Genomic DNA, 17849 nt, shown 5'->3' with positions numbered 1-17849 from the left:
TATTTAATACAACATGTTTTTTTCGACGTAAATAAGAATATTACAGGAATGTTACATGATGTTTACTAAATGATTACATTCCTTGAGTATTTTACCGTTTTATGGGTAATATAGTTATATAAACATAAACATTTTGTTTGTGAAGCTATAAACACGTGCTATATACTAGCAAAAAAACCGCATAATTGTTACAAAACGAAAGGGTTGCAAGGAAGAACTTTGCCCTTTTTTACATATGTAACACATCCTTTTTTAGGAAAATACATTCCTATCCGCGTTTTTCTCACACAATTTGACAGCAGTATTTCTAACTTGTAGCTCTTGCAGAGTGAAAAGGTTATACGAAAGGTAAGGCTGTCCATAAGAATTCGAATTGGTGAAGGTGAAAGTAAGAAAATCACCGCAAAATTATAGTTTTCTATCCGATTTTACATATCGGAATTTATGTTATTTACAAAAACGAAACCTACGAAGGGGGATTTGATGAGGAAACTGACAAAAACATTCATCGTTTCATTAACATTATGTATTGCATTTACAATTTGGGGGATTATTCCCGAATCTATTATTGGAAAAGGTAGCTTAGGAAATGTAACAACCGCAATTCAAACTGCATTAGTTAGTAAGTTTGGCTGGTTTTATATTATTTCCGTTTCTATTATTTTAGGTGTATCTATCTTTTTAATTGTTTCGAAATACGGTTCTATTCGTTTAGGTAAAGATGATGACGAACCTGATTATAGTTATATGACATGGTTTGCTATGTTATTTAGTGCTGGTATGGGTATTGGCTTAGTTTTCTGGGGCGTTGCCGAACCATTAAACCATTTATACGCACCTCCGTTTGGAGATAGTGCAACTGAGGAAAGTGCGCGCCTTGCACTGCGTTTTTCATTTTTCCATTGGGGATTACATCCTTGGGGACTATATGCGTTTGTAGCGTTATGTATTGCTTACTTTACCTTTAGAAAAGGAAAAGCAAGTACGATTAGTGCAACAGTAGGTCCGTTATTTAAGGGCGGGGAACACGGACGTATTGCTCATTCGTTTGATGTGTTAGCTGTTTTCGCAACTGTGTTTGGTGTTGCAACGTCGTTAGGTCTCGGTGCAAAACAAATTGCAGGTGGTGTTAGTTATTTAACATCTATCCCGAACTCATTAACGACACAGTTAGTTATTATTGCAATCGTAACAGTATTATTTATGTTATCTGCGCAAACAGGTCTTGATAAAGGAATTAAATATTTAAGTAATACGAATATTATTTTTGCCTTTGCACTTATGATCATTGTATTATTTGCAGGTCCAACAAACTTTATTATGAATTACTTCACTTCAACAATCGGTTCTTATATTCAGGAATTACCAAGCATGAGCTTCCGTTTAAGTCCATTGGATGAAGGTGGAAATCAATGGATTCAGTCATGGACAATTTTCTATTGGGCATGGTGGATTGCGTGGTCACCGTTCGTAGGTACGTTTATTGCTCGTGTTTCACGAGGTCGTACGATTCGTGAGTTTGTTATCGGTGTGTTACTTGTGCCGACCGTAATTGGTGCACTTTGGTTCTCTGTGTTCGGCGGTACTGGTATTCATATGGAGCTGTTTGGTGATGCACATATCTTCGACAAAGTGAAAGAAATGGGAACAGAAGTAGGATTATTCGCTATGTTTGATCAGATGGGCAGCTTTGGATCAGCTTTATCGGTTTTAGGTATTTTACTTATTGCAACATTCTTTATTACATCTGCAGACTCTGCAACATTCGTTTTAGGGATGTTAACGACACATGGTAGTTTAAACCCACCAAATCGTATTAAAATGATTTGGGGTATCGTTCTAGCCGCGATAGCTTCTACGCTATTATATATTGGCGGATTAGAAGCATTACAAACAGCAGCTATCATTGCAGCATTCCCGTTCGTCTTTGTTATTTTCTTTATGATGGCAGCCTTATTTAAAGAGTTACAAAAAGAAGGACGTATGAAGCGTCATTAATAATAGAAGGAAAAGAGCTGATTTCATATCAGCTCTTTTTTTATCCCTCTATTTGCTGAGCAGTAAGAACCCCACCTCAAAATTCAGCAAAAGCAAATAAATCGAGCTGCTTGTAAAAGCCCGATTGGTGATGGCTAATGAAAGTTTCACTTTATATAGAAGGAATTTGAAATGCGGGTAGGGGAAATAAAATACTTTACCATATAAGTAGTATGCCTTTTATACGAAGAAAAAACGATAGGTTTCGACAATATTCGATACCTTACGAATTCTATTCGTATTTTTGTCAAAAATATGTCGGAAATGTGTTGTCACGTTTATATATATGTGCTATATTATTTCCTGTAAGCGATTTCAAATAGTTTTAAAGCGCATTCAAGGGGGACATCTAGAATAATGAAACGTTACGAAAGAAAGTGGAAGCATATTTGTTTGAAACGTGTGGCACATCGTAGTGTCCAAGAAAGCACGGAACCTAAGACTGAAACGCGCAAAGAACAGCAAGAGAAGCAATTGGTTCTACAAAAATAGCAATCACTTTTTCGTATATAAATGAAGGTCGATCGTTCGTTGGGGGATGGACGTGAAATTACTTTCAGCTAAGGGGTATTGTCTGATATATAATTTATACGGCAATAAATAAGCACAGAGCATACGGCGCTCTGTGCTTATTTTTATTATTTATCTTTTTTGAATCGAACTGTCTTATCCCAGCCGATGACTTGTTTCTTACTCTTTGCACGTAAGTATAAGATTAAGCTACGAATAAATAAGTACGTAAAGAGCTGTGCGTACGTAAAGTACATAATAACGCTAATAAAAATATTAGTCGGTGTAAAGGTTCGTTCGACACTCTGGGCACTAAATAATTGAGAAACATATGTAATATATGCGACATACCACATAAATAGTAGCGGAATGCTATATTGAATTTGGAATATCCCGAGTAGCCCAATTACAAACCAAACGTTCGAAATGATTAGGAATAGCCAAAATACAACATACACTAGAACTTGTTGTAAGGAATGAACGAGCAGTTTTCCTTTAAAGAAGCTTAATGACGAGAACATTTTTTCTAAAATGTATAAATTCCCTTGGAGCCAACGTGTACGTTGTTTAATAAGAATTTTTAAATGCTCTGGTTCTTGTTCCCAAGTAACTGATTCTGGGACGATTGGTAAGAGATAACCTTTTTGTGTAATTCGTAATGTTAATTCGGCATCTTCTGCAATTGCATAAGGGTCATAGCCACCAAGCTCTTCTAGTGCAGAGCGACGAAGAAGCATGTTTGTTCCTGTCAGTGAGCCTGTTTGGAATAGTAACCAGCGTCCAGATTGCATAAGGAGCTGGAAGATTTGAAATTCTAGCGAAATCATTCGCGTCAGCCAGTTTCTTTTTTCATTTACTGTACGAACATGTCCAACAGCCCCAACAGCATCTTCAGTTGTTTCAGCGTGCTCTACAAGCATTCGCAGTGCGTGTGGTTCAGGCTGGTTATCTGCATCGTAAACACAGAAGTATTCACCATCTGAAATACTAAGGCCATAGTTTAGTACACGTGATTTACCCTTCGGTTCACCGGGTGGAACACGAATGTGACGAATGTGGGCATAAGCTTTGTCGAAATCATCGCCGATTTCAGGTGTTTCATCTTGAGAGTTATCATTTAATAAATAAATGGTTAGCTTTCCTGGATATTCAATCTTCGCCATTGCCTCTAAAGTATCTTTAATAACGACCCCTTCATTATGAGCAGGGATGAAAATATCGACGCTCGGATAATGTTCTAATGTACGATCTTTTCGTTTACTATTTCGGTGAATTAAGCCCGCAATTGTTAAGAAAGAGTAGTAAACGAGTAAGCCAGAGAATAGAAAGGCCGTAAAAATAAGAACATATTTAATTGAAAATGTGATACTGATCCAAAAAACGAGTACGCAAAACAGAAGAAATAAAAGAAGTATAACGAGAGTCATCATAACAATGTCTGTCCTTTGTTTCCAATTTGCTCACGTGAAATTTTTATATCTCGGATTGCTTCAGCTGCAAGCCATTGCTCCATTTTTGGCTTTAGGCGGTTCATTACAATATCAGCACCAGCTTCATTTGTGTTTTGTAATAAAATAACTAGCGTATTATTATCATATTCAGCAGCAAGGTCAAAATCATTCCTTACCGTTTCAACTAATAAGGAAGCTACACGGTCCATAACACTTTCCTTCGTATATTTACTAAAGGAAGTGAAATCAAAGTAAACAATAAAGCCTGTTTCATTACGACGATTCATTGCAGTCGTTAATAACGCTTGGCGTCTCTCGAATTCTTGTCTTGTTAGTAATTTTGATTCTCCAATATATTGTTCCAACGTTCTCACACGCTCAGTCAAAGTTTTATTTTCATGAATAACTTTTTTCAATAGGTGAGTTGTTATGTATACAATGAAGAAGTTAGCTGCCATCAGGAAGTGGGTAATCATATATTGCCATTGAACTGATGTACTCCATAAATGAAGCCATGCTTCATAAAATAAATAAAATACGGAAATGATGGTTCCTAGTATGAAGAAAATAAATGCTGTTTTGTCAGCTAAAAATAAGAATAGTACATTTACGATTACGTATATTATTGTAAAAATGAGCGCATGCTCATAATTCGTCACATGTACAGTAGTAAAATAAAATACAATTTGTAGAATCCACATAGAGAGGATTTTATAGAACTTATCTTTCACAAAACTTTCCTCCTTAAAGCTATTTCATCCATAGATACTTGTAGTATGCGCAATTATTAAGAAATTGACTATGTCGTTAAATTCTTTTGAAGGGCAACAACAAGTAGTATTTCTATTTTCATCAGAAAAATAAAAAGATCTAAACATTATTGTATCATAATGTTCTTATATTTGGGATAAGGTGGTTGATAGATATATATAATACGTTTGGATTGCATGAAAAAAGTCTTCTCTTGGAGAAAGAGAAGACTCTATATAAGTTTATAGGAACATCATACCTGCAACTGCTGCGTTTAAGAAGTTCGCTAATGTACCAGCGATAACTGCTTTAATCCCTAATTGTGCAATTTGTTTACGGCGAGTAGGAGCTAAAGTTCCTGTTACACCTAACTGAATTGCGATAGAAGAGAAGTTTGCGAATCCACAGATTGCGAATGTTAAAATTAGATTTGTTTTGTCAGAGAACTCTGCCATGTGTGGTCCTAAGTTTGCGTATGCAACGAATTCGTTGATTGCAAGTTTTTGACCGATAAAGCTTGCTGCTTGTACAGCTTCACCTGGAGAAACACCGATTAAGATTGCAAATGGTGATAATAAGTAACCGAAGATTAAATCAAGGCTAAGTTTAATATCGAACCAAGAACCAACCCATCCTAATAATCCATTTAATAAAGCGATTAATGCGATGAAAGCCATTAACATTGCTGCTACGTTAATAACAAGTTGCATACCTTCAGATGCACCGCGTGCAGCTGCATCGATAACGTTTGCATCTTCACGTTCTGTAGAAAGTTCAACGTTATTATCTACTTTTTCTGTCTCTGGCATGATTAGTTTTGCAATTAATAAGCTTGATGGAGCTGCCATAATTGCAGCTGCTAATAAGTGCTCTAACGGAATACCCATTGCTGCATAGCCGACAAGAACGGATCCAGCAACAGCTGTCATACCGCTTACCATAATAGTGAAGAATTCACTATTTGTTAAGCGTGCTAAGTAAGGTTTAATTAAAATTGGAGCTTCAGTTTGTCCTAAAAATACAGTCGTTACTGAGTTTAAGCTTTCTGCTTTAGAAGTGCCAAGAAGTTTACTTAATGCACCACCAACGACACTAACAAATTTCTGCATAATACCGAAATGATATAAGATTGCTACTAATGAACTAATAAATACGATTGGAAGTAGTGCTTGAATAAAGAATACAAATCCCCAAGGTCCTTTTGCGTTGACTAAATCCCCAGCAACGAACTTAATTCCCTCGTAAGAAAAATTAATTAATCCTTGAACACCGTCAGCAGCGTGTTTTAAACCTGCTTTACCAGCATCCCATCGTAATACGATAAATGAAAATGACATTTGTAATGCTAGCGCAATTAAAATTGTGCGCCAATTAATAGCTTTGCGGTTGGAAGATAGTAAGAAAGCAATTGCTAATACTCCAATCACGCCGCCAATTCCCCATAAAAGATTCATGCAGTGTATGCTCCTTCCTCATAGTAAAAAAAGTGTATAAACCAGTTGTCTATACTTTTGCGAATATACATCTTAAGTAACTTATCATAATGGACATCGGAGGTCAAACGTCTAACGAAAAGTTTAAATAAAAAGAAAATTCTTCAAAAAAACACATATGAAATGAATGGACATGAAATAGGTTATGTTTTTTATGAGAATATATACATTATGATAACGTTATGGATTATTTTTGCAGAATAAAGTGTATGAAATGGAAGAATGGATACATTATTTTTATAGAGAGAAGGTAGGAGAAAGGGAGTAATATGTTGAACTCATAGCAAAAAGCCTTCTAGTAAACTAGAAGGCTTGGAAACTATTAATTAAGGTGCTTTCGTGTATCCTAAGAAGTGGCTCTTCCAATAAGAGTTACTTAATGAAGCGATTGCTACACCTTTATCTCCAGCTTGGATAAATGATCCGCCCCCAAGGTAAATACCCATGTGAGAAGGACCTGATTTATAAGTGTTTTGGAAATAAATTAAGTCACCTGGTTGTGGATTTGAAGTTTGTGGTAGGCTACTCCAATATCCCGCAACACTTTGACGGCTAATGTTATGACCAAATTTCTTAAATACGTGGTAGATGTAGCCACTGCAGTCTACGCCGTTAGCAGAAGTTCCGCCCCAAACGTATGGTACACCTTGCATTGATTTTGCATATGCAAGTACGGAAGAACTGTCGCCACTATTATTGCCTGTATTATTATTGTTGTTATTGTTTTGATTGTTATTTTGGTTATTGTTAGGCTTATTATCTACTGCGCCTCCAACTGGTGTTTTAGATAGGTAACGTGTTCCGATATAACCATTTTGACCGTTGTAGTTAATTTTGCTCCATCCAGAGTTTTCAGAGATTACTTGAACCTTCTGACCTTGTGGAAGTGCGCCTATGATTCTATAATTTGTACCTTCGCCGCTACGTACATTTAGTGCAGAAGCATTAATGTAATAGTCGCCAATTGCACCTTGGTTAGGGTTTTCAGGTTGTTTTGGTTGCTCAGGAGTAGTAGTGCCACCTTTAACGAATTTTACAAATTCGCTACTAACAAAGCCTGTTTTTCCTTGGTAATTTACTTTAAACCAACCGTTTTCAGATCCAACTACGTTTAATGTTGTACCGTTTAAAACGCCACCAATTACACTATGGTAAGCGGCAGGGCCTGTACGAACACGTAAAGATGTAGCGTTAACTACGTAAGAACCACCAGTTTGAATAGTTCCATTATTATTGTTTTGCTCTTGTTTGTTGCCTTCTGTAACGTTTTCGTTAGAACCGCCTTTTGTTACGTAGTCTTTGCTTATATAAGCAGTTTGTCCTGCGTAATTGATTTTGAACCAATCTTGAACTTCGCCGACAACTTGTACTACTTGTCCTTTTTTGACAGAACCTACAGTTGTGTGAGAAGTGCTAGGACCTGTACGAACGCGAAGGGAAGATACATTTACTGTATAGTTTCCGCTTGCTGGTTTTACTTCTTGGTTGTTATTATTCGTATTGTTGTTTGAAGAACCCCCATTAGAAGAAACGCCAGATACGAATTCGCCACTTACATAACCTACTTGTCCATTATGGTTAATTTTCACCCAACCATTTTCTTGTCCAATTACGTTTAATGTTTGTCCTGCATATACACGTCCAGAAACAGAACTAGAAGTGTTAGGAGCTGTACGTACACGTAATACATCAGCAGTAACTTTATTGTTTCCACCTGTGCTTACATTGTTGTTTGCTGCTCCACTTTTTGATACAAATTCGCCACTAACAAAGCCTGTTTTTCCGTTAATGTTAATTTTGAACCAACCATTTTCTTCGCCAATCACGTTTAATGATTGACCGTTATAAACACGTGAGATGATGTCGTGAGAAGTGCTTGATCCCGCACGAACATGTAAGACGCTCGCGTTTACCGTATAAGATGAGTTGTTTGACGCAGAAGCTTGGACAGTTGTAGCAGCTTTTTGTGTATTTTGTTCAGGTGCAGCTTGAACACTATCAAGTGTAGGTGCTGCTCCTCCTGCTACAGACACTGCCGCAAGACCGGCAAGATACTTTTTCATAATTTGTCGATTCCTTTCTGTCTGTAATGTAGTGAAGAAATATTTACCAACTGTTAAAAATTCTAAAGAGCATGTCGATTACTGTCAAGGCTTATGTGGGAATCTGAATATGACAAAAAGATTACAAGAAAAAATCAAGGCATAAATTTACACCTTGATTTCCATTTAAATGCATATATTGAATATGAAAGGACAGAAATTATTCGTGTTTAAGAAGATGACATATTGGATTGTAACAAGATTTTATTAAAAGATTTTTGCAGTTTTTTGGTGATAGGTCCAACTTGCCCATCTTGAATCGCGGTTCCATCAAGGTGGGTCATTGGTAAAATTTCAATCGTTGTGCCGGTGAAAAAGCATTCATCTGCTTGATAAACGTCACGAACGCTGAAAAGTTCTTCCTGTACAGGTATGTGAAGAGTATTCGCTAAAGAAAGGACATATTGACGAATAATGCCATTTAAAATAAGGTGATTGGCTGGATGTGTGTAAAGGGTTCCGTTTTTAATTAAAAAGAAGTTGGAATGACTTCCTTCCGTTACAATACCATTCCTTACGAGAAGTGCCTCTTTACAGCCTTTCCGTTCAGCTTTCGTAGCAGCTAGTACGTTTGGTAATAAATTTAATGATTTAATGTCACAGCGTAACCATCGAGTATCCGGTTCTGATATAGCGCGTATACCATATTCGATCCATAACGCTGGTCTTTCTTTTTTTGTAATATAGGCATAAATTGTCGGAGGGTTGTCATATGAAAATATATGTGTGCGAGCTTGTACACCGCGAGATACTTGCAAATAAATTGTGCCATCTTCGTGGAAATGGTTTCTTTCAATTAATTTGTAAAGTAAAGTGATGAGTTCAGCTTTTGAGAAAGGGAGCGATAATTCTATTTCTTCCATGGATCGATATAATCTCGTTATGTGCGGATCTAATAAGTGAAAGTTCCCTTTATATAGGCGAATAACCTCGTAGACACCATCTCCGAACTGCAAACCTCTTTCTTCAAGTTCTATGTACGTTTGTTGTTTTGTTGTATCAATAACTTCATCATTCCAAAGTACAAATTTTTCGTATGCCAATTTCCGTCCCATCCTTTCGTAAGTACGTAAGTAACGTGAAACTTTCATTCATGCGAGATAAGAATCACTATAGTAATTTTTATGTAAGTAATTCTCTACATATGCCCGTAAATGCCCGATTGGTGAGGGCTGATTAAAGTTTCACTTTACAGCATTTTGTATATACAAATTCGAAAATAAGAATGAGAATCCTGCTTTTAAATAAAAAAAAGCAACATTCTTATGGAATGCTGCACAAGGAGGGTAGCTATCTTTCATAGGGACATTGTCTCGTTGAATGCTTTGTGTATGGAAACAAAACATGTTGAAAGACAATTATAAGAAAGTAGAAACAAAAGATTTACACATTTCTTTAAGGGATCTTACGAAAGATGAGAGATAAGAAATATGTAGAACCTTGTTTACATATTTTATTATAGAGATTCTTCATTAACACTATGTGAATATTTGGTAAAGGTTATGTAATTTTAAAGTTAATGAATATAAGTAGTTGTATGGAAGAAAATAAAAAAAGAGGCTGAGATTACTCAGCGCTCTTCTTTTCTTCTTTAATAGCTGTTTTTACTTCACCAGTTTTGATCTTATTACTTTCAGAGAAGCGAAGTAAGTCACCTTCAATGATTTTATCAGACATGTTCAATTCATTTTGGGCACGATCAATTAGTGGTTGAGATTCTTCTTTCGGTAATTGTACAACTTCGCCAGTAGCACGGTCGTAGAATGTACTGTTTGTGTACATGTATTTATCTGTAACGAAGCTACCGTCACGAAGAACAACAAATCCTTTATTATCAGGTGAGAATACATCATGACCGAATCGAACGTCATTTGTAGAATCTACACCAAGTAAGTTTAGAATAGTTGGTTTAATGTCAATTTCACCAGTTGGTTTCGAAATTGTTTTACCTTCTTTTTGACCTGGAACGTGAATAAACATCGGTGTTTTTTGTAAGTTCATATGGTCAAATGCAGTGATTTCTTCTTTTCCTAAGAACTGTGCCATTGCACGGTTATGGTTTTCAGAAATACCGTAGTGGTCACCGTAGAATACGATTACTGAGTTGTCGTAAATACCTTCTGCTTTTAGACGCTCAATAAAGTGTTTCATTGCTTCGTCTAAGTAACGAGCAGTTACCATGTAACGGTCAAATACTCCATCACCAGAATTATATTCGTCGATTAATTTTGTACTGTCATCGTAAGTGAATGGGTAATGATTTGTTAAAGTAAGGAAGCGAGTATAGAATGGTTGCTTCACTTCTTTCAACATATCAATAGATTGATCGAAGTATTCGATATCTTTTAATCCCCAGTTTAATTTTGTTTCCGGCGTAATCTTGTAATCAAGTTCGTTGTAGTAACGATCATAACCAAGTGCTGGATACATAATGTTACGGTTCCAGAATGTTGCGTTGTTTGCGTGGAATACCGACGTGTGATACCCTTGCTGACGTAAAATTTCTGGAGTTGCTGTATATTCATTGTTACCGTGTGTGAAGAATACAGCACCGCGGTCTAGTGGATATAACGAAGTATCTACTAGGAATTCAGCATCAGATGTTTTACCTTGACCAGTTTGATGGAAGAAGTTATCAAAGTAATAACTTTCTTTCGTAAATTGGTTTAAGAATGGTGTAACTTCTTGTCCGTTAACTGTGGCACCAATTAAGAATGTTTGTAATGACTCAAGAGAGACAACAATTACGTTTTTCCCTTTTGCAGTACCGAACATATTTGGATCTGGTTTACTTTGTGTTGTTTTTACGTAGTTTTCTGTTTCTTGTAATTTACTACCGTCAGCGAATGCTTTTTGTGAACTTGATTTTGCTTGTAAGCCAAGATCGTATACTTGGTGTACATATAATCCTAAGTTTTTAACAAGCATAACGCGGTCGAATGAACGTGTTAATAGTTCTGGGCGTTCAGCTTCTGCAAGTCCTAAGTTTGCGAAGAAAATAGCAACTGTTGATACGAAGTATAGAGAACGCATCGGGCGTGCTACACGCTCTGTAGGTGCAAAGTTTTTCATTTTCTTCAACAGAACGAAGAATATGATAATGTCTGCAAATGCAAGAATAATTTTGTAGTTAAATAATTCTTTCACACTAGAACCTAAACTTCCGAAGTTAGATGTTTGTCCGAGTACTGGTAAAGTAACGAAGTCATTGTAGAACCCGTAGAACATTACGTTACCAACAAGAACGATTGTTAAGATAAAATTAATTCCTAGTGCTATATAGTTACGTTTTTTCCCTTTTGCAAATAATGCAAGACCAACAAGCAGTAATGATGCTGCTAATGGGCTAAGGAATAAAATGAATTCTTGCATGAAAGATTCAAGTTTTAAATCAAAGCTTGTGCGTGTAATAATGTAAGTTTTCAGCCATAAGGCTAAAGCTACGAATACAGTGAAACGCACATTTTGAAATTGTGATTTCAAGGTTTCTTTCATTCATTTCCACCCTTTCTCTATCAGGCTTGGTCGATTTTGGAGCGAAAAATGCTAAAATAAAAAATACATAGTTTTCTTGGCCATAATTAAAGGTTCTATATTCACCCATATACGACTATAACTATGCATACCCTTTTGGTTTCTTTTGTTGCTCATAAGCATAACGTCATTTCTGTATTATACAACAAAATTCATTTCTGAGAAACACTATAACATTTTACATTTTTTGTATAAGATTTGTCACTACCAGAGAAAACTTTAACATTCGTTTATATGTCCGTCAACTAGAAAATATAACAAAGATAGAGCAGAATGTTAAGTGGAAGTGAAAATTTTCTTTGTTGAGAAATAAGAAACGAAGATGGGCAAGGGTTATCTAGAAATCTATTATATGAAGGAAATCGTGTAAAAATTAACGAACACTTGTTCTTTTTTAGTTTGTTTGTTACAATGAAAGTTCATTGATAGGTTTTGTGTAATTTCCATGAACTTTTACTGATAACATATTGTAGCTTATTTCTTTTTAAAAATAGGGAGGCTTTTACATGAAACAAAAATTTTCAGTTGAAGCGTTTTGGAAGAAAGTAAAACATGTTGCAAAGCAAGCAGGGCAGTCGGTCATTTATACAAGTTTATTACTGTTTTACGTTTTGCAAAGACCCGATGTTCCAAAGCGAGTGAAAATTATTGTAATTGGAGCACTTGCTTATTTTATTGCACCGATTGATGCGATTCCAGATTTCATTGCTGGAATTGGCTATACGGATGATTTAGGGGCGTTAACGGCCGCACTAATACAGGTGTCGTTATACGTCAATGAAGATGTGAAAGATAAGGCACGAGTGAAGTTGGCAGAATGGTTTGGTTCGGATATAGACACAACATTTATCGATCAGAAATTAGGTCAATAGGTGAAACCTGTCATAAGGTGACAGGACGAACGTAAGCGAGGAAGTGCATTATGCCATCAGGAAGAACGCATACGAAAATAAACTTAATATCCCTTCCGGTTGTTTTGTTTTTGCTTTTTTCGTATGGATTAACAAATTTTGATTTTTTATTAACTTTTGCAATTGGTTTTTTAGTAGGTACTTCATTTTTAACACCGGATTTAGATACGTACAGTAATGCTTATAACAAATGGGGTTTCTTACGTATATTTTGGTATCCTTATAAAAAAGTAATGCCGCATCGATCTTTCTTTACGCATACGATTATACTTGGTGATGTGATTCGTATTGCGTACATGTTAATCGTCTTTTCTCCATTTTTATTTCTATTAAATGTAATCGCACTGGATGGTAATTTAATAGAAATTGCGAAGAAACATGAGGTTGAAATTGTAACGTTCTTAATGGGAATTGTTGTGGCAAGTACGCTCCACATTATAGCGGATAAAGTGAATACGCGCCGAAAGAAAATGATGAGAAAAAAGAAGAAACGCAGAAGATAAAGTGAACGGAAAAGGACCCTTGCAATTTGCAAGGGTCCTTTTTTAAACAAACGTTTGTTTCAAATTAAGCTTTCAGTATTTTAATTCCTTTTACAATGTTCCAGATGAAGTAGTATAAGCTGATGATTCCGCAAATAGCTAAGACAATCATTGATCCAATTCCAAGTGTTATATCTGCTTGTTCAGATCCCATGCCCATAATTCCTAAAATGGCTACGCCGATAAATGTAGCAATACTTGGAATGATGTGTGTCCATAGAGCACGTTTTGCATGTGGCTTTGTTTCAGCGTCCCCCACAATCCAAACGATAATTGGGAATAAGATAGGGGCAAATAGTACACTAAAGTACGATAAAGCAGCTAATATTTTGTTTCCATTCATATATATCACCTCATAAATAATGTCCGTTGTTATACTATTATTATGCAATAAATTTTGCAAGCTTTCTATCGATGAACATTACAGGAACATGACGATTTTGTAAGATTTTTTTGTTAAATGATAAAATTTTCAAAAAAATCTTTTTTAATGGAAATTGTTATGGTACAGTATAAATGGAAGTTGTTGAAAACGTTTTCTTAAACGTTTTTTTATTTTAGGCTTAAAGGTATGATGACCTGATAGTCTATTGATGAGGTTATTCTATTTAAAAGGGGATTCTTTAGGGGGAGAGAACAATGAACACATGGACACAAGTTTATGATCCATTCGGAAACATTTGGATTTCGGCAGCGGTCGCACTTATTCCGATTATCTTTTTTTTCTTAGCTTTAGCAGTTTTCCGCATGAAAGGGTATGTGGCAGGATTTATTACAGTTGTACTTACAGTTTTAGTAGCGTTATTCGCTTATAAAATGCCGTTCACGATGGCAATGGCAGCGACCGGATATGGTTTCTTATACGGATTATGGCCGATTGCTTGGATTATCATTATGTCGGTATTTTTATATAAAATTTCTGTAAAAACAGGTCAATTCGATGTGATTCGTGCATCGGTATTATCGATTACGAACGATCATCGTCTACTCGTTATTTTAATTGGATTTTCATTTGGAGCATTTTTAGAAGGAGCGGCAGGATTTGGAGCACCAGTAGCGATTACAGCAGCGCTTCTTGCGGGTCTTGGGTTAAATCCTTTATACGCAGCAGGTCTTTGTTTGATTGCAAATACTGCACCAGTGGCGTTCGGAGCGATGGGAATTCCGATTACAGTTGCTGGACAAGTAACAGGTATTGATCCACATAAAATTGGACAAATGGCTGGACATCAATTACCGTTCCTATCATTATTTGTTCCATTCTTTATCGTATTTTTAATGGATGGATTTAAAGGGATAAGACAAACGTGGCCTGCGTTACTTGTAGCGGGTAGTTCATTTGCAATTACGCAGTTCATTACAGCGACATTTTTAGGGCCGGAACTTCCGGATATTACATCGGCACTTGTAAGTTTAATTAGTTTAGCGCTGTTCTTAAAAGTTTGGCAGCCGAAAGAAATCTATCAATCCGAGCAAGCAAATAGTGAAGCAGCAACAACAACGACAGCAGCATCGATGCCGAAATTAACGTTTGGAAAAGTAGTAAAAGCATGGTCTCCATTTATCGTATTAACGGTTATGGTAGTCATTTGGAGCCAAAGTTTCTTTAAGGCATTATTCGCTCCAGGAGGGGCTTTAGCAAGTCTTGTATTTAAGTTTGAAATTCCAGGTCTGCATAATCTAGTAATGAAAGCAGAGCCGATTGTAAATAAACCAACGCCTTACGAGGCAATTCTGAAGTTTGATGTATTATCAGCAACCGGAACGGCGATTTTAATTGCTTGTATCATTTCCATGTTTATTTTGAAAATGAATGTAAAAGATGCAGCAGTGACATTTAAAGAAACGTTAAACGAATTAAAAATGCCAATTCTATCAATCGGATTCGTACTAGGGTTTGCATTTATCGCAAACTATTCTGGTCTATCTTCTACGTTAGCGTTAGCATTAGCAGGAACTGGCGGACTATTCCCGTTCTTCTCGCCTTTCTTAGGCTGGATTGGCGTATTCTTAACAGGGTCTGATACGTCTGCGAATGCACTGTTCTCGAATTTACAAGCCATTACAGCGCAGCAAGTCGGCGTATCTGAAGTGCTTCTTGTTGCAGCAAATACAACAGGCGGTGTAACAGGTAAAATGATTTCTCCGCAGTCGATTGCGATTGCTTGTGCAGCAGTTGGTCTTGCTGGAAAAGAATCGGATTTGTTCCGTTTTACAGTGAAGCATAGTTTGTTCTTCGTAATTATTGTTGGTATTATGACTTATGTTCAGGCTTATTATTTAACGTGGATGATTCCATAAACAACAAAAGAAATAAATTTTTAATTTTCCAAATTATGGTGTATGATGGAAAGGTGTTGAAAATTAAATCAGTGATAAACTAGGGGTGCCTAACGTATGCGTAGGCTGAGAGAGAAGCGTAACCCTTTGGACCTAATCTGGCTCGTACCAGCGTAGGGAAGTTAACGGCTTTACATAATGATGTCTTTATGAGCCAGGTCCTTATTTTTTTATGGACCTGGCTCTTTTTATGGAAGATGCGCAAATTGGGAATACCGACAGTAGTGGATAGGGTTGTTCAACAAGCAATCAGTCAAGTGCTTGGTTCAATATTTGAAAAACAATTTAGCGAATCTGGTTACGGCTTTAGACAAGGGCTCTTTTATGTTTGTATTTCGGAACTTCATCATATTTCTTTAAATAATAAGCACGGTAAGTAGCTTCACGAAGTTGTACAGAGTTGGCAGCTTCAACCATGTAATAACGAAGATACTGGTTTCCCGTTCGTGTCATGGGTGTTCGTTCCGATTCAAAGTTTCCAGATTGCGATTTTTTCTAGTAAAGACCGGTGTATTTGGCCAATTGTGCTTCGTTCTCAAAGCGTTCAATTTGTCCAACTTCCGCAATGATTCCCGCGGCGTATACGACTCCAATGCCTGGAACACTTGTTAAATATCTCGCTTCTGGAATGGCTTAGAATAAAGCAGTAATGCTTTTTTCTATCTCTTTGATTTGTTTTTTCAATGTTTGAATCAATCGTGCATAAGTGGCTAATACAACGTCCACAGAGTCTTGAACGACCTTACCTAGTCGGTAGGAGTCACGTATGGCTTTCTTGATGGTTTTCGCTAAATCTTCCGGGTCGCTAAAGCGTCCTTTCCCCTTTTTCTGAAGAAGAGTAGCGAGTGCTTCTAGATCCATTTCTGCGATTTCATCCAACGAAAGGGAATCTGAGAGTATTTCCATCATCGTCGCACCAAAAACAGAGGTATTTAACTCTTTCGATAACGTATTACATTTGTAGTAAAGGTTCTTCAGAAAGTGTTGCTTACATTCTGTTTGCTGGTGAACGAGTTGATATCTAGATCGTGTTAAACGTTGAAGGGCAACGTATTTTTCCTCCTTGATAAGAAACTTATTATACCGTCCGATTCGTAAAAAATCGGCAATACGGAAAGCATCTATTTTATCGGTCTTATCTTCTTCAAAGAGTTTTTTATACCGATGGATGGCTTTTGGATTTTGTACGACCACTTCCACGTCTAAAGCCCTCAAATCCTTATCTTCCGTTAGGAACATGGAAGGATGGAAACTATAGACGGAAGTAGATTCCATGCCAATGACAATTTTTTTATAGTTGTACAACTGGTGAAAATGGAGAACATCCTCCTTAATGGCGTTGGCACCATTCACATCGTTTGAAAGACAAATTTCTTTCAAAACAGTGTCATGACTGTCAAGAAAACATACATCAAGTTTTTCAGAGCTTACATCAATAGCTACGAATAATCTCAAAGAAAGGACCTCCTTTCTTTGAATAGTATTTGGAATGAGCTTGGATACTGTGGGATCTCCCTAGAGTCCAAAACATAGCCACAACCTCGCGTATGAGTATTCAATGATTACCTTCATCTAAGCTGCCCTTCCACCACTATGAGAGGTAAGTGAAGGAAACCGATACAGCTTGTGCGTATGCAGTGCATTTTGGTCTGGGTCACAGTCTTTTAACGTGGTCGAACTACAGGAGGAGTAAGCATATTCCCGATGGGTCCATTTCTATACTTCCATTATCTGGGTAAATCCCCCAGTATCCAAGACTAAATTTTACCCATACATCATTTTTTTGATGTAGCTCTTGAAGATAAAAACTATTTAATTTTCAAGGAACAGTTATTAACTTAAAACTTATTATAAGAGGAGGGTGTATCATGAAAAAAATATGTTTTGTATTAATTGTCGACGCTGGTATAAATTATGGTTCAATATTTTCTCTACCATTTTTAAGGAATCAGAATGATTTGAAGGAATATTTTTCTAAGTATTATGATGTTTCAATTAATTATATTAGGGATAAAAACTCAGTTGACTATTTGGTAGTTCCCAAACCGTGTCCAGCTTTTGATAATGAAAATAATCTTCCAATAATTGAAGTACCAGCAATCTTATTTATGGAAAAGAATTTTGAAAAAATAAAGACTTATATAGACAATTATTTTTCTAATAACTCATAAAGAAAATA

Annotated in this window: 14 protein-coding genes, 1 pseudogene and 1 riboswitch; of the genes and pseudogenes, 6 read left to right on the top strand and 9 right to left on the bottom strand. The window is 36.4% G+C overall.

The features are described 5' to 3' along the window. The first annotated feature begins 483 nt into the window (after positions 1–483). Positions 484–1998, top strand: a complete 1515-nt coding sequence (opuD, locus tag N2V79_RS25675; protein ID WP_001229103.1) for a glycine betaine transporter OpuD — start codon at positions 484–486, stop codon at positions 1996–1998. Between the two features lie 677 nt (positions 1999–2675). On the opposite strand, the gene N2V79_RS25670 is transcribed toward opuD, so the two are convergent. From N2V79_RS25670 to N2V79_RS25645, 6 genes are all read right to left on the bottom strand, one after another. Then, on the bottom strand, positions 2676–3977 hold the full coding sequence (locus N2V79_RS25670) for a glycosyltransferase family 2 protein (RefSeq protein ID WP_000988751.1): 1302 nt from the start codon (positions 3975–3977) through the stop codon (positions 2676–2678). Next, complete coding sequence (locus N2V79_RS25665) at positions 3974–4729, bottom strand: diguanylate cyclase (RefSeq protein WP_000653228.1); 756 nt, start codon at positions 4727–4729, stop codon at positions 3974–3976. The genes N2V79_RS25670 and N2V79_RS25665 overlap by 4 nt, the downstream gene beginning before the upstream one ends. A gap of 261 nt (positions 4730–4990) precedes the next feature. Beyond that, positions 4991–6202: a NupC/NupG family nucleoside CNT transporter gene (locus N2V79_RS25660; RefSeq protein ID WP_001051020.1), complete on the bottom strand. Its 1212-nt coding sequence runs from the start codon at positions 6200–6202 to the stop codon at positions 4991–4993. A 365-nt stretch (positions 6203–6567) separates the two neighbouring features. Beyond that, positions 6568–8304 (bottom strand): C40 family peptidase, encoded by a 1737-nt coding sequence (locus N2V79_RS25655; RefSeq protein WP_053563348.1) that lies wholly within the window; start codon positions 8302–8304, stop codon positions 6568–6570. Positions 8305–8513: 209 nt separating this feature from the next. Beyond that, on the bottom strand, positions 8514–9398 hold the full coding sequence (locus N2V79_RS25650; RefSeq protein ID WP_075717958.1) for a D-amino-acid transaminase: 885 nt from the start codon (positions 9396–9398) through the stop codon (positions 8514–8516). A gap of 511 nt (positions 9399–9909) precedes the next feature. Next, positions 9910–11838 (bottom strand): LTA synthase family protein, encoded by a 1929-nt coding sequence (locus N2V79_RS25645; RefSeq protein ID WP_000665343.1) that lies wholly within the window; start codon positions 11836–11838, stop codon positions 9910–9912. A 545-nt stretch (positions 11839–12383) separates the two neighbouring features. On the opposite strand from N2V79_RS25645, the gene N2V79_RS25640 reads away from it, so the two are divergent. After that, positions 12384–12749, top strand: a complete 366-nt coding sequence (locus N2V79_RS25640; protein WP_000810378.1) for a YkvA family protein — start codon at positions 12384–12386, stop codon at positions 12747–12749. A gap of 50 nt (positions 12750–12799) precedes the next feature. Further along, positions 12800–13291, top strand: a complete 492-nt coding sequence (locus tag N2V79_RS25635; RefSeq protein WP_001139059.1) for a metal-binding protein — start codon at positions 12800–12802, stop codon at positions 13289–13291. A gap of 64 nt (positions 13292–13355) precedes the next feature. Here N2V79_RS25635 and N2V79_RS25630 read toward each other — a convergent pair whose 3' ends face one another. Beyond that, positions 13356–13673, bottom strand: a complete 318-nt coding sequence (locus tag N2V79_RS25630) for a DUF4870 domain-containing protein (protein ID WP_340720302.1) — start codon at positions 13671–13673, stop codon at positions 13356–13358. 296 nt (positions 13674–13969) lie between these two features. Between N2V79_RS25630 and lldP the strand changes: the two genes are divergently transcribed. Both lldP and N2V79_RS29270 read left to right on the top strand, forming a co-directional pair. Continuing rightward, a complete protein-coding gene (gene lldP, locus N2V79_RS25625; protein WP_327886506.1) occupies positions 13970–15631 on the top strand; it encodes an L-lactate permease in 1662 nt (553 codons plus the stop codon). A gap of 71 nt (positions 15632–15702) precedes the next feature. After that, positions 15703–15807: riboswitch (TPP riboswitch) on the top strand. 69 nt (positions 15808–15876) lie between these two features. Continuing rightward, positions 15877–16050, top strand: a complete 174-nt coding sequence (locus N2V79_RS29270; protein ID WP_445661890.1) for a hypothetical protein — start codon at positions 15877–15879, stop codon at positions 16048–16050. Here the strand turns inward: N2V79_RS29270 and N2V79_RS29265 are convergent. After that, positions 15977–16237: pseudogene (locus N2V79_RS29265) on the bottom strand (transposase). The gene N2V79_RS29270 and the pseudogene N2V79_RS29265 overlap by 74 nt on opposite strands. Positions 16238–16303: 66 nt before the next feature. Further along, complete coding sequence (locus tag N2V79_RS25615; RefSeq protein WP_372584150.1) at positions 16304–17125, bottom strand: IS110 family transposase; 822 nt, start codon at positions 17123–17125, stop codon at positions 16304–16306. 413 nt (positions 17126–17538) lie between these two features. Here N2V79_RS25615 and N2V79_RS25610 point away from each other — a divergent pair, with 413 nt between their 5' ends. After that, a complete protein-coding gene (locus N2V79_RS25610) occupies positions 17539–17841 on the top strand; it encodes a hypothetical protein (RefSeq protein WP_089171997.1) in 303 nt (100 codons plus the stop codon). The last annotated feature ends 8 nt before the right edge of the window (positions 17842–17849 follow it).

The sequence above is a fragment of the Bacillus sp. CH_70 genome (assembly GCF_038007045.1).
Taxonomy (GTDB): Bacteria; Bacillota; Bacilli; order Bacillales; family Bacillaceae_G; genus Bacillus_A; species Bacillus_A cereus.
Note: the sequence above shows the minus strand (reverse complement) of the source record. Positions and strands in the feature narration are given on the sequence as shown.